The sequence below is a fragment of the Cecembia calidifontis genome, from assembly GCF_004216715.1.
In the GTDB taxonomy this organism is placed as follows: domain Bacteria; phylum Bacteroidota; class Bacteroidia; order Cytophagales; family Cyclobacteriaceae; genus Cecembia_A; species Cecembia_A calidifontis.
In genome coordinates this window covers 1865001-1884355 of sequence record NZ_SGXG01000001.1, presented here as the reverse complement: position 1 = coordinate 1884355, position 19355 = coordinate 1865001, and the positions used below count along the sequence as shown (strand labels likewise).

The following is a 19355-nucleotide window of genomic DNA, read 5'->3' as shown; positions in this document are numbered from 1 at the left end:
TTATCAAACAGCTATTCCCGATATTTTGTTTAATTTTTTGATTATTTATTTAAACAAAATTTCGACCCCTCTGATTATCACAACTTTTAATCAGTAGCTTAAACCATTTCCTCAGGAAAACAGCAAAGCAAACTCAAACAGTTCCATTTCTGAAGCATTCAGTCCCAAAAGATTTAATGTTGTTGGACAAACATTTTTTTACTGATACAGACTGTTCGTTTGCAAAATAATACTCTTGGAACTTTTTTTGATAAATTAGCATTTTATATTTCGTAATGCGAAAAATCACCTTATTAATCATCCTATTGGTCGCAGGTACGTTCTCGAGCAATTTCTTAGTCAACAGTTCTCCTTCTTCAGTATTAAAGGAGATTTCGCTTGAGGATCATTTCATCGAAATGGTCAGTACCTCCAGTTTGAATGCGGAAAAACCTCTGCCACAACGTGAGGTTTTGAGTTACGGCATCAAAGGCTATTTGAAACTTCAAGAAGAGGGAAAAATCCCTCAGGGAAAACCTTTGACCGTTATTGACTTTACCTTGCCATCTTCTGAAAAACGCATGTGGATCATTGATATGACAAATGGATCGATTATCCATCATGGACATGTTTCACATGGAAGGAACTCAGGAGACCTGATGGCCTACCGGTTTTCAAATGTAAGTTCCTCTTACATGAGCAGTTTAGGATTTTATCTTACCGGAGAGACATATCAAGGAAAACATGGTTATTCTTTGAGGCTTGATGGCTTGGAAAAAGGTTTTAATGACAAAGCAAGAGACAGGGCCATCGTGATCCATGGTGCTGATTATGCCAAAGAAGAGTTTATAGCTCAGACAGGCCGTCTAGGCAGAAGTCTTGGGTGTCCCGCGCTTCCTCATGAAATTGTGGACGAGGTCATCAACATCATCAAAGATAAATCTTGTCTCTTCATTTACGGAAACGACCAGGAGTATCTTCAAAAATCAAACATCTTAAACTCCTGATTTGCTAATTCTTCCTTCTCTTAGGGATTTATAGATTTCAGCATCCCTGGAATAAATATCTCTCCTAAAGAAATAATCCCCCTTGTTGTTTGCCCAGTAGGTAAGATAAAGCACAACAACGGGGATTTTTCTATCCAACATGACTATCTTTTCTTTGGGCAAATGCATATTTTCCCTGATTTTTTCATCCGTCCATGAAGGATCAAATGACAAAAGCAATTTGGCAAACTCAAAGGGTTTTTGAATCCTGATACAGCCATGACTGAGCGCCCTGTCTTCCCGATCAAACAATGACCTAGCCGGTGTATCATGAATGTAAACACTGTGTTTGTTAGGGAACATAAACTTGACAAGACCCAAGGCATTGTTTTCTCCTGGCTCCTGCCGGATGATGTAAGGGAAAGTCCTGGGATTTACTTTTGCCCAATCTATTGAAGAAGAGGGTACTTCAACTCCTGAGGCCGTCAATATTTTCATATTATTCTGCTTCAGGTAGTTATGATTTCTTTTGACAGCAGGAATAATTTCATTTCTGGCAATGGAATTGGGCACTGTCCAGGTAGGGCTAAATACAATGTAGGACATCATTGCGCTGAATTGAGGAGTAGAATGTATGCTTTTTCCTACAATTACTTTAGAACTCAACAGGGTGTCACGTCTCGAAATAAAATCCAGTTGGAAATTTGCGGTATTCACCAAAATCAGCTCATTTTCTTTTAAACTGTCCGGCAACCATCGTAATCTCTCCATATTTACCGATGCAGTGGCAATAAGATTTTCAGGAGTTTGGTTAATTGCCTGAATAGTTCCCTGACCTATCACCCCATCCTGTTCCATTCCGTGACGGTACTGAAGCTTTTTTACCCCTGCGACCATGACCGAGTCGTACACCCGCTCATTTTCAACCCCATAGGTTTCCAAAAATCCCCAAAAAAGAAGCCTGCTTCTTACATCCGGAATGAGATTATGGGTATCCCCTGGTTTAATGGATTTATCTAATTTCAAAGCTTTCCAAGGCCTGCTTGGATCTTGGGCATACTTTTCTTGATAATCGAACAATTCCCTGAGACCGTCCCTCATTCTTTTATATACTGTAAAAGAGGGATATAGCTCTTCCAGACTTTTTCTGATACTACCTTCTTGCAGGGCTTTCCCCAATCTTTGATCGATTTTTAATTCAGGGGCCGTCCTTTGGATATTCCATGCAGTTTTCAGGTTTTCAGGATCAACTTTGCCCAAATACAGATGGGAGGAAAGCATGATGTATGCATCGGTCAGTAACAAATCGATGTTTGCAAATTCCTGATTGGTGATGGCCTGACCACCATTTCTGCTTTTCTCTATCCTATCAAAAAAATAATTGATCCTATCCAAATGATAATCATAGGGGTTCAATCCGTCAAATTTGGATTGCTGGATCTCATAACGCATCTCGTAGGCCCTCTCTGTAAGCTTCTTACTTTCCAGCCATGCCGGATGAAATTCTCTTTCCTGGTAGAATTTCTGAATGACCACAGAACTGAACAAAACTGTTCCTCCAACCCTTTTCCTTAAAGTGGGGTCATCCATTTCAAGCTGGTTCCTGATCAAAAAATCAATCCCATTTTCCTCTGTTTCTTGCTGGGCTTGGACAAAAAATGAAATAAAACTAACAAATACAAATAAAAGGAACTTCATGACTACTGGATTGGTTCAATACTGAAATTTTAAAAATTTATTTTAAGATGCCAATATTCAAAGGCATTTATTAGACAATATCCATTAGGGATTTTACAATCGCCATGAAAAAGTCAATAAATCAGGGATTAGCATACTTTGAGATAATACCGGAAAGGAGTCCTTTGGCATCAAGGATGATGTCCCCTACTTCCCGGAATACACCTTGGCCTCCACTTAATGTAGAAATGTAATCCACATGTTCAGTAACATAAGGCATAGCATCTTTTGGACAGACAGAAAGCCCTACCTTCTTTAACAAAGGAAGATCCAATAAATCATCCCCTATATAAGCTACTTCCTCGAGTTCAATTTCGAGAACCTCCAAAATTTCTGTTAATTTTTTCAGCTTATCCCTTACTCCGTGATAGTGGAAATCAAAATTCAACTCTTCACACCTGTTTTCCACCACCTTGGATTCCCTACCTGTAATAGCACCAACAAGTATTCCGCTCTTTCTGAGGTGCTGGACTATAAACCCATCTTTTACATGAAACCTCTTGAATTCTATTTTGCGGTCATCATAAATGATTCCGCCGTCGGTCAAAACCCCATCTACATCGGTGATGAGCAATTTCACCTTTTCAGCCTTTTCTTTGATTTCTTGTGAAATCCCTTTCAAATATTGAGACATCTTATTTCTTTTTCTTCCATTGGATAGAATAGAGATCAAGCCTCCTTTGCTCTAGGTTACGGACACTTCCTGCTTTGCGCTGCTTGGTCAAAAGGTCCAGGTCCACGTCAGCCACAATGGTGGTCTCGGCATTTTCTGAAGCCTGGGCCACGGTCGCGTCATGAGGAAAGGAAAAATCCGAAGGAGAATAAATTGCCGCCTGGGAAAATTGGATATCCATATTTTCAACCCTTGGCAAATTCCCTACCGAACCTGTTATCGCCACATAACATTCATTTTCAATAGCCCTAGCTTTGGCACAGGTATTCACCCTAAGAAAGGCATTTTTGGTATCCGTCCAATACGGCACAAAAAGGATGTCCATTTCCTGCTCGGCAAGTATTCTTCCCAACTCAGGAAACTCCACATCGTAGCAGATCAAAATGCCTACCTTGCCCGCATCTGTATCAAAAACCTTAATACCATTTCCTCCCTGAAGCCCCCAATAGGCGGCTTCATCTGGCGTAATGTGTAATTTGTATTGCTTATCCGTGGTACCATCTCTTCGGCAGAGATAACTGACGTTCCTCAATTTTTTCCCATCATATTCAGGCATACTGCCGGCTATGATATTGACATTGTAAGAAAGCGCCAGGTCACTCATTCTTCCCACAATTTCATCGGTATAATCAGCCAGATTCCTGATAGCCTCTGAGGCATCCATATCATTAAATTCTGCCAACAATGGGGCATTGAAGAATTCAGGAAGCAAACAAAAATCTGATTTGTATCCGGAAACAGTATCTACAAAAAACTCTACTTGCTGCATCAGATCGTCCACACTGTTGAAACGACGCATTTTCCATTGCACTAATCCCAGCCTTACAATCGATTTTTTGTTACCAATAAGCTTTTCATCCTTTTCGTAATAGATGTTTATCCATTCCAATAGGGTAGCATAAGCCCTTGAATCAGTATCTTCAGGTAAATACTTGGTGATTACTTTTCTAACGTGAAATTCATTGGCCAATTGAAAAGACAATACCGGATCAAAAATCTCCTTGCTCTTGACCAGGTCAATATATTTTCTTGGAGTCATTTGATCTGCATACTTGGAATATCCAGGTATCCGTCCTCCTGCGATTATAGATCTTAAGTTCAGGTTCTCACAAAGTTCCTTCCTGGCATCATAGAGCCTTCGGCCTAACCTCATTCCTCTGTAATCCTTATGTACAAATACATCTGTGCCATAAAGCGTATCCCCTTCATCGTCATGGGTGTCAAACTTTCCATAACCTGTGATCTGATCATAGGTATGGTTGTCTCCAAATCTACTGTAATCTACAATCAGACTTAGTGCTGCCGCTACCACTTTCCCATTGTCCTCAATACAGATCTGCCCCTCGGGAAAAGCTTTCAATTGATTTTTTAGCTCTTGCTTTGTCCAAGCTCCCCCTTGGTCCCTGTATATACTGACCATGATCTCTCTGATGTCATCATAATCAGATAATTTGATGTTTCTAAGTTTTAACCGGTGCTCTAATTCCTCTTTATGCTTACTCATGCCACAAAATTAACTAATTTTCCATACCAAAATGGGGCAGAAAAATTGAAAAATTGATATTTTTTATATTTATTTACCCAGTCAGAGTGACCAAAAAATATTGTACTCAAAAATCTGATTTTCAAATATTAGTAAATGAAGCGGCTGATTTTTACCCTATTTTTTACCTCAACTGTATCTTTAGTATCTGCCCAAAGCTTTTACCGTTACAGATTTGAAGCACCATGGTCAGTTTCTGCTTCTATAGGCCCAACACAATACTTTGGAGAATTGTACTCTTTATGGAAATACGATGAAGGAATACAGCCTGACTGGAATGCCAACATAGCCGTAAGAAGGGTTTTAGGAACATATATAAAAGCCCGTATTGAGGGAACTTATTATCAGATTTCAGGACAGGACCCTCCTGCTGACCCAAGGAGTTTTAGAGAGCCAAGAAACCTCCATTTTAGAGCAAGAAATTGGGAGGTATCAGCTATTGGGGAGTTTCATCTTAAGCCCGTTAGACAATATAACATCACAAGGCATTTCATCAATTTTTATGGTTTTGCCGGAGTTGGTGTATCCACCAATGATCCTAAGGCTCAATTGAGAGGAGAATGGGTAGCACTTAGGCCTTTGCAATTGGAAAACAACCCCTATGATAAGTATGTCATTGTTTTTCCTACAGGAATTGGCATGAAGTACAAGGCCAACGTATGGATGGATTTGATCTTAGAATTGAATTACCGGTGGACATTAACTGATTACCTTGATGACATCAGTGCTTTTAATGTAAGCGAATTTTACCTGGATCTGGTAAGTGATTATGGCACAAACGGTGATGGGCCTAACCCAGACCGCTTAAGATTGGCAATAAGAAACCCAAGTTTTTATAGGGAAAATGGAGAACCTGATGTCCAAAAAATATTAAATAACCGAGGCCGAATAAGGCGAGGTTCCGGACTTGATAACCGCTTTGATGGATATCTTTCTTTTAACATTGGCGTTGAACTCTACCTTTCCCAGGATATTTGGGACAATTGGGTTTTCAGAAATAGACTGAAAGAGAAACAGTATCGTTTCTGGTAATACCCCCCCTTTTTTTGCTAAATTTGAAGCCACAGAATACTTGCAGCTTATCGGCATTTTATCAGCCGTTTACGGTTTATTTTTCTATTTTTGCAAGCAATTCTTCAAAAACAAAGCATTTATCAAAAAATGGCTGATTATAATTTTCAGGAAATAGAAAAAAAATGGCAGGCTTACTGGGAAAAAAACCAGATTTTCAATGCCAAAGCTGATCCTTCCAAACCAAAATTTTATTCTTTGGACATGTTCCCCTATCCTTCGGGAGCAGGACTTCATGTGGGGCATCCCCTTGGCTATATCGCTTCTGATATCATCACGAGGTTCAAAAGGCTTCAAGGTTACAATGTCCTGCATCCCATGGGATATGATTCATTTGGCCTTCCTGCCGAACAATATGCCATTCAAACTGGCCAGCATCCAGCCATTACCACTGAGCAAAATATCCAAAGATATACTGAACAGTTAAAAAACATAGGCTTTGCATTTGACTGGGAAAAAGAAGTAAGGACCTCTGACCCGGAATATTACAAATGGACTCAATGGATTTTCATGCAGCTGTTCAACAGCTATTATGATAAAAAAGAAGATAAAGCCAAAAGCATTGCTTCTTTGGTAGAAAAATTTGAAACCTCAGGCAATCTGGAAGTGGATGCAGTATGCGATGAGGACACAGCTCTTTTTACTGCTGAGGATTGGAAAGGCTTTTCAGAAAAACAACAACAGGAGATCCTTTTAAAATACAGGCTGACATTCCTAGCTGAAACCACCGTAAACTGGTGTCCTGCCCTTGGAACTGTACTTTCAAATGATGAGGTAAAAGACGGCTTTTCTGAAAGAGGCGGACATCCGGTAGAACGGAAAAAAATGATGCAGTGGAGCATGCGCATCACTGCCTATGCAGAAAGGCTGCTTCAGGGCTTGGAAAAACTGGAATGGTCCGATCCCATCAAAGAAATGCAACGCAACTGGATCGGAAAATCCACCGGAGCTGAATTGGTTTTCCAGGTTAAAGGACAGGATAAACTGATCAAAGTTTTTACCACAAGGATTGACACAATTTATGGAGTGACCTACCTGGCATTAGCGCCTGAACATGATTATGTTCAGGACCTGATTACAGACGATCAAAGGGAAACTGCCGAAGCTTATGTGGAATTGGCAAAAAACCGCTCTGAAAGAGATAGAATGTCAGATGTGAAAACTATTTCTGGGGCATTTACGGGTTCCTATGCCATCAACCCTTTTAATGGGGAAGAAATCCAAATCTGGGTTGCAGATTATGTGCTGGCAGGCTATGGAACAGGTGCGGTCATGGCTGTTCCTGCCCATGATGAGCGGGATTATAATTTTGCCAAGCATTTTGGATTGGAAATCCGCCAGGTCATTGAGGGAAGTTTGGAAAATGGATCCTTCCCCGGAAAAGGAGGAACTATCATCAATTCTGATTTCCTTTCCGGCCTGGAAATGAAGGAGGCCATGAAAAAGGCCATTGCCTATCTTGAAGAAAAAAATATAGGTAAAGGCAAAATCCAATACCGCATGAGGGACGCTATTTTCACCCGTCAAAGGTATTGGGGAGAACCCCTCCCTGTCTATTTCAAGGACGGTCTTCCCTATCTGATTGATGAAAAAGACCTACCTTTGGTTTTGCCTGAAGTGGACAAATACCTTCCAACTGAGGATGGTGAACCTCCATTGGGAAGAGCAAAGGATTGGACTTATAAAACAGAGGAAGGAGTATTCCCTTTGGAAAAAAGCACCATGCCTGGCTGGGCAGGATCAAGTTGGTACTTTTTCAGGTATATGGATCCCAAAAACCAGGACAAGCTCGTAGATCCCGAAATTGAAAAATATTGGGGTGCGGTAGACCTTTATATTGGCGGGGCAGAGCATGCTACAGGCCACTTGCTGTATTCCAGGTTTTGGACCAAGTTTCTCTATGATATCGGTGCAGTAAGCATTGAGGAACCCTTTCAAAAAATGATCAACCAAGGGATGATCCAAGGCAGGTCTAATTTCGTGTATAGGCTAAAAGGGAGCAATACATTTGTCAGCTTCGGCTTGAAGGATCAATACGATACCTCTGCCATGCATGTTGATGTCAATATTGTTCACAATGACCAATTGAATTTGGAAAAGTTCAAGGCTTGGAGGCCTGACCTGGCCGATGCGGAATTTATTCTTGAAGATGGAAAATACATCTGCGGGGCCGAAGTAGAAAAAATGTCAAAGTCCAAGTACAATGTGGTGAATCCAGATGATATCATACAAAGATATGGCGCAGACACCCTTAGACTTTATGAAATGTTCCTTGGGCCACTTGAACAGTTCAAACCATGGAATACAAACGGCATAGATGGCGTATCGAAATTCCTGAAAAAACTTTGGAAACTTTATCATGACCAACAGGGAAATTTCTTTGTTTCCGAAGAAAAAGCCAGCAAGGAAGAACTGAAGACCCTGCATAAAACCATCAAAAAGACAAGGGAAGACCTAGAAAACTACTCCTTCAATACTTCCGTGGCATCTTTCATGATTTGCGTGAACGAACTGACCACTTTGAAATGTAACAAAAGGGAAATTCTGGAACCTTTGGCCATTATCATTTCGCCTTATGCCCCACATATTGCAGAGGAACTTTGGTCTATGATGGGTCATCAAAATTCCATCATCTATGCACAATTCCCAGTATTCAATGAGGAATACCTGGTAGAAAACAGTCATGAATACCCGGTGTCTATCAATGGAAAAGTTAGGGCTAAATTACCCCTTTCCCTGTCCCTTAGCAGGGAAGAAGTGGAAAAGGCCGCCTTATCAGACAGCACGGTACAAAAATGGCTCGAGGGGAAATCACCTAAAAAAGTGATCGTAGTCCCTGGGAAAATTATCAATATTGTGATTTAAGGCTGATCCTCCTGTAGAAATAACTACGGGAGGATTTTAATTCCAACGTCATGAACCGACTTTATTTTTCCCTTGCAGCGTTATTGTCCTCGGGTATTTTTGCTTATGCTTATTGGAAGGAATGGATTGCCATTCAATGGATGGGGGAAAAAGCAGTATTGCTGCCTGATTCAGGTTATGCTCCTTATTTTCATGCCTCTGAAGAGCTTTATCTCCGCGTGCTTCTAATTTTCGCACTCCTCTTTTCAATCATCTTTGTGGCCAGCATTGTATTTTCTCTTAAAAAAAACCATAAGGCGGTGTTTTTCTGTTTCATCTTCAGCATGTTGACCATATTTGCAGTCATGATCAATGGGGCAATTAAGTAAAACTTTGACTACCTTTGCGCCATGGAAATATCAAACAATGCAGTAGTAGGTCTTACCTATGAATTAAAAGTCAGTAAAGAACAAGACGAAATCGAATCCGCTCCATTCAGTGTTGAAGTCAGGGATGAGGAGGATCCGTTTTATTTCATATTTGGACAAAGCGGATTGCCCGAAAAGTTCGAGTCTTTCCTTGTAGGAAAAAAGGAGGGGGAAAGCTTCAGTTTCATGATCGCATCAGCTGAAGCTTATGGTGAGGCTGATGACGAACTCATCATGGCATTGCCAAAAGATCAATTCACCAAGGAAAGAGGTTTTGAGCCGTATATGTTGGAAGAAGGTAATTTTTTGCCCTTAATGGATGAAAATGGGTACCCGCTTCAGGCAAAAGTGCTCAAAGATCTGGGCGAAGAAGTATTATTGGATTTCAATCATCCTTTGGTAGGGTTTGACCTTCATTTTGAGGGAGAAGTATTAGAAGTAAGGGAGGCAACGCCGGAAGAACTGGACCACGGTCATGTTCATGGCGAACATGGTTTCGATCACGAATAAAAAAACAAATTTCCAGGGCAAAAGCTCTGGAAATTTGTTTTAAAAAGGACCTATCACCTTTCCAGCATCCCATTTTAGGAAAATTTTTTGTCCTGGGAAAAATTCCCTTTTCTTGTCCTCAACCTTCCATATTTCACCTGTACCTAATTGAATTGTAAGCTGGTTATAATGTACCAAGTATTGCCTTTCTTTTACTTTTGCGGGGATACCTGTGCTCTTATAAAGCTGAATATCTGAAGGGCGTATATAGCAATGCTGATCACCAGGTAAAGGATTCAAATGACTGAAAAGCTTGGCGGCATAAAGGTTTTTTGGTTTTGTAAATATTTCTTCGGGATGGCCTTTTTGGATAAGCTTTCCCTGTTGTACCAAAACCAGGTCATTGGACATCTGAAGCGCATCATCCAAATCATGGGTAACAAACAATACAGTAACCTTTAAGGCTACAAACATTTCCCTTAATTCGGAAATCAATTCTCTCCGCTGTATGGTATCCAAGCTGGAAAATGGTTCGTCCAATAAAAGTACCTGCGGTTCCAAACTCAGGGCTTTTCCAATAGCCACTTTTTGCTGCTGCCCTCCTGAAAGTTGTCTTGGCAGTTTTTCTTTATACTTCTCTAATCCCAATAATTTTAAAAGGGTTTTTACCCTTTTCTCCTTATAGCTTTTATCATAAAGCAGGAGAGGCCTTGCTATATTTTCTTCTACAGAAGAATTGGGATACAAATGATAATCCTGATAAACCAACTGAATTTCGTCATATCCAGGTACAAGTTTTTCTTTGGGATTCGCTATCCTCATCCCCTCCAAATAAACCTCGCCGTCATTCCGGTTTTCCAAACCAGCTACAATTCTTAAGAGCGTGCTTTTTCCAGAACCACTTTCTCCAATCAGAGAAACCACCTGTCCTTTTTCCAAATTCAAGGAAAACTCTTTTAAAACAGGCTGACCGTTTTCATAGCTTTTCTGGATTTTATCTAATCTTAAATAGGTCATCCGGCAATATGACTTTGTTGGATTTTTTTGGTTAGGCTGTTAAAAACAAGATAAAAGGAATGGTCCACCAATTGAAGGATTAAACCATCCGGAACAGAACCGTCACAACTGATGGCATTCCAATGATTTTTGCTCCTATGATATCCCGGCAGTACACCCTCATGCCTTTCCCTTAATTCGATAGCCCGATCAGGATCACACTTTAGGTTCCCACTTTCAAAAACAAAAATTTAGAACATTCTTTTCGCCACCCAAATAATGATAGCGGCAAGGAACATCAAGATAGATATTTTATTGATCCCGTGCATCATCCTCAAATTGAAATTGGTAGGCCTGTTTGGATCCGGTTTTTGGAATACACGGACAAAGTAATTGGCTACTTCTCCAAGTTGAAAAAACTCTTTAATTCTACTGTTTGCCATGCTGATTAATTTTAGAATTGAATTGAGGGCATACTGATAGGTATGCCCAGTATTTTTAGGATATAACCTGAATATCATGCCTCAGGTTCAATCCACATGCCATCTTTTCTGATGATTTCAATCAGTTCGTCAACCGCCTTCTCTGATGGAACTGATTTTTTAACTACCTCTTTTCCTTTATAAAGTGTAATCTTTCCTTTTCCTGAACCTACATACCCGTAGTCTGCATCTGCCATTTCTCCTGGGCCGTTTACGATACATCCCATGATACCGATTTTAACACCTTTTAAGTGATCTGTTCTTTTCCTGATCATGGCGGTCGTCTCCTGAAGATCAAAAAGCGTTCTTCCGCAAGAAGGACAGGAAATGTATTCTGTTTTTGACATCCTGGTCCTTGCTGCCTGAAGTACCCCAAAGCTCACAGAATTATGCAATTTAATCTGATCCAAGATTTGGGGCCTAGGCGCACCTCTATAAGCTCCCAAGCCAATCATGATTCCTTCACCCAAACCATCTATTAACAAACCTCCAACATCTGTAGCTGCATAAAGCATGGTCTTATCCTGGTCCTGTTGAGGATAATTTACCCTCACTACCACAGGAAGAATGCTGTGGTTTTCCATCAATTCAAAAAAGGCCCTTCTTAGTGCCGGCATGGTATGGAGGTTGTAACTGTGCAAAATAACCACCACATCTTTTCTTCCCTCTAATAAGTGCAAGGCTTCTTTTACTTCTTGATCTGATAACATCAGGAAGTTCAAACCATAGTGCAGTTTTTCCGCCTCCCGGAATTCTTCCAAGGTTAATGCCGGAAATTTATTGACCTGGTCTTCCGCATTGAGCCAAATAGCATAATGCTGGATTTCCTTCATGCCATTAGGCAGCATAAAAGGTATTGGGTTGGAGCCAGAAAAGACATAATCCGCACCAAGATCATTCATTTTCCACTTATCCAATTCCGGAAGGTAAAAATGCCCCACATGCTTCATTTCCTTTTCCGTGATGTTTTCCACCGCAGAAATATCGGCTATTACCCTTGGTACATTGGTTCCGCCGAAATTAAACACCTCTATGGTATCCCTACGGTTATACTCAAATGGATTAACTGGATAATGGGTAAGGTCCGGAATAAAGTCATGTTCGGTTCTGTTCTCATACCTATCTACAAGGGCTTTGGCCACAGGAGCCTCAAACTCAGGGTCCTCTGTCAATGAAACCCTGACAGTATCGCCTAGACCATCCTCCAGAAGAGTACCTATCCCGACAGCTGATTTGATCCTTCCATCTTCACCATCTCCGGCTTCTGTCACACCTAAATGTAGAGGATATGGTTTAAACCCTCCCTCATCAAGTTTTTGTACCAAAAGGCGATAGGCCTGAACCATCACCTGTGTATTGGATGACTTCATGGAAATGACCACATCATGGTAATTTTCTTCTTCACAGATCCTTAAAAACTCCAAGGCAGATTCCACCATACCAAGAGGTGTATCTCCATACCGGCTCATAATACGGTCAGAGAGGGAACCGTGATTGGTCCCGATCCTCATAGCGGTACCATGCTCCTTACATATCCTTACCAAAGGCAAAAAGCGTTCCCTGATCCTTTCAAGTTCTTCTTGATAACTTTGATCTGTATATTCTATAAACTCAAATTTCTTTTTATCCGCATAGTTTCCAGGGTTGATGCGTACCTTTTCCACAATTCTTGCAGCAATTTCAGCAGCATTGGGAGTAAAATGAATGTCAGCCACCAAAGGCGTATTGTACCCCCTTTTCCGGAGTCCTTCCTTGATATTCCTGAGATTCTCGGCTTCTTTGATACTAGGGGCCGTGATCCTGATCAATTGACAACCGGCCTCAATCATCCTGATACATTGTTCCACCGAACCCTCTGTATCCATGGTATCCACTGTAGTCATGGATTGGACCACAATTGGATTGTCACCTCCTATAATTACATCTCCCACTTTCACGGGAATGGTCTTTCTTCTGGAGTAAGCCGTCAGGCTATTACAATACCGCACTTTTTCCAATAAATATTTGGTTTCCATATTATTATAAGTCTCCTAATTGTGGTCTTATGACAATTTCTTCAACAACTGAATAAGGGGAAAGGTTATAGGCCGACCAAACAGAAGCGGCAATATCCTCAACTTTCATAAACCTTTCCAAAGGAATTTCCACTCCTTCCCAACTTGCCGTATACGTGGCCCCAGGAAGAATGGAAGTTACTTTGATATTATAATCTTTCAACTCCTGTCTCAGGCATTTGGTAAAACCCAACATGGCCCACTTGGATATTGCATAACTTCCTCCATTGGCATAAGCTGTAAGCCCTGCTATGGAACCCATGGAAAAAATATGGCCCGACTTTCTTTCCATCATCTCTGAAGTAAAAGCCCTAGTAAGGTAATAAGCAGAAAAAAGGTTGGTCTGCATCATCATCTCAAAATTGCCTTCTGGCTCTGAATGAATGGCACCAGGAAGAAATATTCCTGTATTATTGACCAAAACATCAGGGATAGCCTGGCTTTTTACCAACGATGAAAATCGCTGAACTTCGTCTTTTCTGGAGAGATCCGCTTCTGTCACAAAAATCTTTTGACCTGGAAATCTGGACAAAAATTCCTTTTCTAATGTTTCGAGGTCTTTGGCATGCCTTGAACAGGTAAATACATCAAACCCCTCTTCTCCAAACCTGTCGATGATGGCCCTACCTATTCCTTTTGTACCTCCGGTTACCAAAATGCTTTTGGTCATTTGATTAGTATTTTAATAGTTAGTATAACAACTATTTACAGCGAGCAAAGTTACATTTTTTTGAAAACTTTCTGAACTTAAACGGATAATCGGCGGTGCTCCTGAATTTTTTATCCTAATTTTATTTTCATGGAAACACAGATTACCGATAGACTTGAACTGGCGGCACATTTTGTAAACAGCACCAATAACCCCATTTTCCTTACCGGAAAGGCCGGAACAGGTAAAACTACCTTTTTGAGGAATCTGGCATCATTGACACACAAACAGTTTGTTATTGTAGCGCCAACGGGAATCGCTGCATTACATGCAAAAGGAGTAACCATACATTCTCAATTTTTATTGCCATTGGGGAGCTTTTTACCTACAAAAGAACCGGAAGGGAATTTTGGCAATCAAGGAAATATTTTCACCCAGTTTTCACTAAGTAGAAAACATCCTTTGAATGGTGGAAGAAAACAGGTACTTGGTTCAATTGATCTTCTCATAATTGATGAAGTGAGCATGCTTAGGGCTGACATTTTGGATGCCATCGATTTCAGGCTTAAAAGTGTCAAAGGAAATTTCAAAGAGCCATTTGGGGGAGTACAGGTATTGATGATTGGGGACTTGTTCCAGCTACCTCCAATTGTCAGGGAAAACGAATGGGAAATCCTGAGCAAATTTTATAACAGCATGCATTTCTTTGAGGCCCATGCCCTCAGAGAATCTGGAATGGTCTATCTGGAACTGGACAAAATTTTTAGGCAAAAAGATGAAGTCTTCATTAATATCCTGAATCATCTAAGGGATAATTGTGCCAATGAGGAAGATATCAAGATCTTGAATAAGCATTTCAAAACCGAAGAGGAGATTAAAAACCTAGAAGACACTATCATCATAACCACTCATAATTTTAAAGCAGATGCCCACAACCAGAAAGAACTTCAGGCCTTGAAAAGCCCCTCTCACTTTTTTCAGGCCATCATTGAAAAAGATTTTCCCGAACATTTATACCCGCTTCCAAAAACCCTTGAGCTCAAAGAAGGTGCGCAGATCATGTTTATTAAAAATGACAGTAGTGGCAACGGGGAATATTACAATGGTAAAATGGCTAAAATCAAAACAATTGATGAGGAAGGAATTCAAGTGATAATGGCCGAGAATAAGGTCCTGTATACCCTAAAAAGAGAAGTTTGGGAAAACAAACGCTATGTTGTCAATGAATCAACCAAAGAATTGGAAGAAGAAATTATCGGCAGTTTTGAACAGTACCCCATAAAATTGGCATGGGCTGTAACCGTCCATAAAAGTCAGGGATTAACTTTTGACAGGGCTATCATAGATGTAGGGCAAGCATTTGCACCAGGCCAGGTCTATGTCGCATTGAGTAGGCTAAGAGGATTGGAGGGTTTGATCCTGAGAACAAGAATTCAAAATAACATCATATATAGCGACCATCAAGTAGTCAATTTTACACAAAAAACTGCATTCCAAGAACCACTGGAAACGCTTCTGGAAAAACACCAAAGACGATATGTGGAAAAATTACTATTGGAAACCTTCAGCTTAGATGGGCTGTTCAAAGCGCTTATAAATTTCAATAAGGAAAATGAAAGCAGTTTGGAATTTGAGGACGAAGAAATGAAACAAGCCATTCCTAAACTCCTTGAAAATCTAAATGCTGAAACTGAAAATACTCTTAAGTTTCAAAGACAATTGATCCAACTCTTATTTGCGAAAGATGAAGACAAATTGTTGGAAAGGTTGGAAAAAGGAACTATCTATTATTCGGAATTCCTTGAAAAGCAACTAACCCACTTATTGGGCCATGCTGCAGAAGTAGAAAGGTTTTCAAAAACCAAAAAGTACCTCGAAAGTTTGGCCCAAATTGAGTTGCAATTGTTACGTAAACTTACCCAAATCAAAAAAGTAAGTATTCTCGTCTCTTGTATTCTACAGGGAAAAGAAATAGGAAAACTGGACCGAATCCCGATAGAAACCTCACAATTACGACTGAAACTTGCCAAAGAAGCCAAAGAAAATGCATTGAGTAACCCCAAGTTTTCAAAAAACAGAACGGGTAAGAAAAAGAAATCAGAAGATGGGCCGAGTTTAAAAAGAGTAAAAGGAGAAACCTATGAAATCACTTTCGAGATGAGTGATTTTGGAGCTAGTATTGAAGAAATAGCCATACAACGGGGTTTGGCCGAATCAACCATAAAAGGACACTTGGCCAAAGGTATTCAGGAGGGACGGATTTCTTTATTTACTCATATGGATGAAGCAACTTATCAAAAAGTGGCTGAACTCATTAAAAAATATGATGCGGATTTAGCCATGATTCGCCAAGAAGAACCCGGAACTTATGACTTTGGAACATTAAAGATGGTAGCCGCCCATATGGGTTTACATAAATCTTAAACAGATCAAATGGTTGTCAGGACCTGAAATTACCTGGCACCTCATACCGAAATAAAATTTCCAATTTCCAAAATTCCCCAACTTCCGCTGTCTGATTTTCCAAACTTGGAAGGTGGTTTTGCAACAGAAAATAAGAGAATGAATTTTTTTGAACCACAACTTGTCCCGAATTTCGGGAACAGTGACAAAAGCAAACAAAAAATCCACCCTGACCTGTCCTTCCGAAATCCGCCTTCCCCCTTTTTCCCTGTGTCTTGTGTCTTGAATCTAATCTCTAGTCTCTCGCCTCTCGCTTCTAACCTCTTGACCTATAAACGCCAAAAGCCTTCCAGTTTCCTGAAAGGCTTTTAAATAATGTGGCGGCGATCCCGGTTCCCGGGACAGGCTCTACTCTCCCCGGGCGCAACCCCTTCCGTATTGTGCGCAAAACACAAAAGCCTCCCAGTTTCCTGAAAGGCTTTTAAATAATGTGGCGGCGATCCCGCTTCCCGGGACAGGCTCTACTCTCCCGGGTGCAACCCCTTCCGTATTGTGCGCAAAACACAAAAGCCTCCCAGTTTCCTGAAAGGCTTTTAAATAATGTGGCGGCGACCTACTCTCCCGGGTGTAACCCCAGTACCATCGGCGCTGCAGGGCTTAACTTCTCTGTTCGGGATGGGAAGAGGTGGGACCCCTGCGCTGGGCCGCCTATGCTTTTAGATATAAGACCGAAGACACAAGACATAAGACTTAGCTCTGTCTGGCTTCCGGTCCATATATTCAATATCTTAAGTTCTGTTGACGTGCACCGAGTCCCAAGTCTTGTATCTTGTGTCTTGTGTCTCACGTCTAAAATGATCATGTCTCGCGGAAAATGCAACAGGCAGACTTCAGTAAGCTTTCGGGCTATTAGTACTGCTCGGCTTTGTCATTACTGACTTTACACCTGCAGCCTATCAACGTCATCGTCTCTGACGGCCCTGTTCGGAAGTCTCATCTCGGAGGGAGTTTCGCACTTAGATGCTTTCAGCGCTTATCTCTTCCCGACGTAGCTACCCGGCAGTGCAGTTGGCACCACAACCGGTACACCAGCGGTCAGTCCAACCCGGTCCTCTCGTACTAAGGTCAGGTCTCCTCAAACTTCCCACGCCCGCAACAGATAGGGACCGAACTGTCTCACGACGTTCTGAACCCAGCTCGCGTGCCACTTTAATGGGCGAACAGCCCAACCCTTGGGACCTTCTCCAGCCCCAGGATGTGACGAGCCGACATCGAGGTGCCAAACCTCCCCGTCGATATGAGCTCTTGGGGGAGATCAGCCTGTTATCCCCAGAGTACCTTTTATCCTTTGAGCGACGGCCTTTCCATTCAGTACCGCCGGATCACTATACCCGTGTTTCCACCCTGTTCGGCTTGTCGGCCTCACAGTCAAGCCCCCTTATGCTATTGCACTCCGCGCACGGTTACCAAGCGTGCTGAGGGAACCTTTGGAAGCCTCCGTTATCCTTTTGGAGGCGACCACCCCAGTCAAACTACCCACCAAGCAATGTCTCCCGGACATTCCGGGATTAGATACCAGGCAAACAAAGGGCGGTATTTCAACAGCGGCTCCACCGTGCCTGGCGACACAGTCTCACAGCCTCCCGCCTATCCTACACATCGTTTACCCGATACCAATGCTAAGCTGCAGTAAAGGTTCATGGGGTCTTTCCGTCCCGTTGCGGGTACACGGCATCTTCACCGTGACTACAATTTCACCGAGCTCATGGCTGAGACAGCGCCCAGATCGTTACACCATTCGTGCAGGTCGGAACTTACCCGACAAGGAATTTCGCTACCTTAGGACCGTTATAGTTACGGCCGCCGTTTACCGGGGCTTCAATTCAATGCTTCTCTTGCGATAACATCCCCTCTTAACCTTCCGGCACCGGGCAGGTGTCAGGCCTTATACATATTCTTTCGAATTCGCAAAGCCATGTGTTTTTGCTAAACAGTCGCCTGGGCCTTTTCACTGCGGCCCCCCTTTCGGAGGGCGCCCCTTCTCCCGAAGTTACAGGGCAATTTTGCCGAGTTCCTTAGCCATGACTCACTCGAGCACCTCAGGATCCTCTCCTTGACCACCTGTGTCGGTTTGCGGTACGGGCGCACATACGCTTATCGCCAGAAGTTTTTCTTGGAAGCCCTTAGGGACTCTGTCCGCTCCCCCGTAGGGTCGCGGTACTGTCAGGTTCGGCTAAAGCTGCGCATTTTACTACAGCTCCATTACCTACACCCTTTAACGCGGTATTCCGTCACCGCGCGGTCCTTTCATCACTCCGTCACTCCGTCACCTGTATGTGCGGTATGGGAATATTAACCCATTTGCCATCGGAATCCCCTAACGGGTTATCCTTAGGTCCCGACTGACCCTGATCCGATTAACGTTGATCAGGAAACCTTGGTCTATCGGTGTGGGGGTTTCACGCCCCCATTATCGTTACTTATGCCTACATTTGCTTTTCCAAACGCTCCAGCGCACATCGCCATGCGCATTCACCGCCGTTTGGAATGCTCCCCTACCACACAGACTGATGTCTGTATCCTACGCTTCGGTATTACACTTGATGCCCGTTTATTATCGACGCCCTGCCGCTCGACCAGTGAGCTGTTACGCACTCTTTAAAGGAATAGCTGCTTCCAAGCTAACCTCCTGGCTGTCTCTGCAGCTGGACCACCTTTGTTCAACTTAGTGTAAATTTCGGGACCTTAGCGGTAGGTCCGGGTTCTTTCCCTCTCGGACTCGGACCTTAGCACCCAAGCCCTCACTGCCGTTACAGTATCGACGCATTCGGAGTTCGTCAGGATTTGGTAGGATGTGACTCCCCCTAGTCCTATCGGTAGCTCTACCTCATCGATACTTTCCACGACGCTGTTCCTAAAAACATTTCGGGGAGTACGAGCTATTTCTCAGTTTGATTGGCCTTTCACCCCTACCCACAGCTCATCCGGAAGCTTTTCAACGCTTATCGGTTCGGCCCTCCA

General features: G+C 42.2%; 14 protein-coding genes and 2 rRNA genes (1 of these 16 only partly in view). 6 read left to right on the top strand and 10 right to left on the bottom strand.

Features of this window, described 5'->3' with window-relative positions; genetic code table 11:
- Window positions 1-275: 275 nt before the first annotated feature.
- Window positions 276-986 (top strand): murein L,D-transpeptidase catalytic domain family protein, encoded by a 711-nt coding sequence (locus tag BC751_RS08265; RefSeq protein ID WP_130275134.1) that lies wholly within the window; start codon window positions 276-278, stop codon window positions 984-986.
- Here BC751_RS08265 and BC751_RS08260 read toward each other — a convergent pair.
- The 3 genes from BC751_RS08260 to BC751_RS08250 all read right to left on the bottom strand — a co-directional run bounded on the left by BC751_RS08260 (window position 975) and on the right by BC751_RS08250 (window position 4879).
- Window positions 975-2663 carry a L,D-transpeptidase family protein gene (locus BC751_RS08260; protein WP_130275133.1) on the bottom strand — a complete coding sequence of 563 codons (1689 nt, stop codon included), beginning with the start codon at window positions 2661-2663 and terminating at the stop codon, window positions 975-977. The two genes, BC751_RS08265 and BC751_RS08260, sit on opposite strands and share 12 nt — an antisense overlap.
- A 121-nt stretch (window positions 2664-2784) precedes the next feature.
- Window positions 2785-3336 (bottom strand): KdsC family phosphatase, encoded by a 552-nt coding sequence (locus tag BC751_RS08255; RefSeq protein ID WP_130275132.1) that lies wholly within the window; start codon window positions 3334-3336, stop codon window positions 2785-2787.
- 1 nt (window position 3337) lies between these two features.
- Complete coding sequence (locus BC751_RS08250) at window positions 3338-4879, bottom strand: bifunctional GNAT family N-acetyltransferase/carbon-nitrogen hydrolase family protein (RefSeq protein WP_130275131.1); 1542 nt, start codon at window positions 4877-4879, stop codon at window positions 3338-3340.
- A 135-nt stretch (window positions 4880-5014) separates the two neighbouring features.
- Here BC751_RS08250 and BC751_RS08245 point away from each other — a divergent pair, with 135 nt between their 5' ends.
- The 4 genes from BC751_RS08245 to BC751_RS08230 all read left to right on the top strand — a co-directional run bounded on the left by BC751_RS08245 (window position 5015) and on the right by BC751_RS08230 (window position 9771).
- Window positions 5015-5950 (top strand): hypothetical protein, encoded by a 936-nt coding sequence (locus tag BC751_RS08245; protein WP_130275130.1) that lies wholly within the window; start codon window positions 5015-5017, stop codon window positions 5948-5950.
- 129 nt (window positions 5951-6079) lie between these two features.
- Window positions 6080-8854, top strand: coding sequence for a leucine--tRNA ligase (leuS, locus tag BC751_RS08240; RefSeq protein WP_130275129.1), 2775 nt, complete (start codon window positions 6080-6082; stop codon window positions 8852-8854).
- Window positions 8855-8904: 50 nt separating this feature from the next.
- Window positions 8905-9222, top strand: a complete 318-nt coding sequence (locus tag BC751_RS08235) for a hypothetical protein (protein ID WP_130275128.1) — start codon at window positions 8905-8907, stop codon at window positions 9220-9222.
- 21 nt (window positions 9223-9243) lie between these two features.
- Window positions 9244-9771 carry an FKBP-type peptidyl-prolyl cis-trans isomerase gene (locus BC751_RS08230; protein WP_130275127.1) on the top strand — a complete coding sequence of 176 codons (528 nt, stop codon included), beginning with the start codon at window positions 9244-9246 and terminating at the stop codon, window positions 9769-9771.
- A gap of 39 nt (window positions 9772-9810) precedes the next feature.
- Here BC751_RS08230 and BC751_RS08225 read toward each other — a convergent pair whose 3' ends face one another.
- From BC751_RS08225 to BC751_RS08205, 5 genes are all read right to left on the bottom strand, one after another.
- Window positions 9811-10767 (bottom strand): ABC transporter ATP-binding protein, encoded by a 957-nt coding sequence (locus tag BC751_RS08225; RefSeq protein ID WP_130275126.1) that lies wholly within the window; start codon window positions 10765-10767, stop codon window positions 9811-9813.
- The gene (locus BC751_RS08220) at window positions 10764-10997 is read right to left on the bottom strand and encodes an MmcQ/YjbR family DNA-binding protein (protein WP_130277536.1); all 234 of its coding nucleotides are present in this window, start codon (window positions 10995-10997) and stop codon (window positions 10764-10766) included. Before BC751_RS08220 ends, BC751_RS08225 begins: the two co-directional genes overlap by 4 nt.
- Complete coding sequence (locus BC751_RS08215) at window positions 10998-11189, bottom strand: DUF6728 family protein (RefSeq protein WP_130275125.1); 192 nt, start codon at window positions 11187-11189, stop codon at window positions 10998-11000.
- 74 nt (window positions 11190-11263) lie between these two features.
- On the bottom strand, window positions 11264-13243 hold the full coding sequence (gene ispG, locus BC751_RS08210) for a (E)-4-hydroxy-3-methylbut-2-enyl-diphosphate synthase (RefSeq protein WP_130275124.1): 1980 nt from the start codon (window positions 13241-13243) through the stop codon (window positions 11264-11266).
- 4 nt (window positions 13244-13247) lie between these two features.
- Complete coding sequence (locus BC751_RS08205) at window positions 13248-13952, bottom strand: SDR family oxidoreductase (protein WP_130275123.1); 705 nt, start codon at window positions 13950-13952, stop codon at window positions 13248-13250.
- Window positions 13953-14081: 129 nt separating this feature from the next.
- Here BC751_RS08205 and BC751_RS08200 point away from each other — a divergent pair, with 129 nt between their 5' ends.
- On the top strand, window positions 14082-16355 hold the full coding sequence (locus BC751_RS08200) for a helix-turn-helix domain-containing protein (protein WP_130275122.1): 2274 nt from the start codon (window positions 14082-14084) through the stop codon (window positions 16353-16355).
- A 579-nt stretch (window positions 16356-16934) separates the two neighbouring features.
- On the opposite strand, the gene rrf is transcribed toward BC751_RS08200, so the two are convergent.
- Together rrf and BC751_RS08190 are read right to left on the bottom strand one after the other, a co-directional pair.
- Window positions 16935-17046: ribosomal RNA gene (gene rrf, locus BC751_RS08195) — 5S ribosomal RNA — on the bottom strand.
- Between the two features lie 177 nt (window positions 17047-17223).
- Window positions 17224-19355: ribosomal RNA gene (locus BC751_RS08190) — 23S ribosomal RNA — on the bottom strand (it continues 747 nt past the right edge of the window).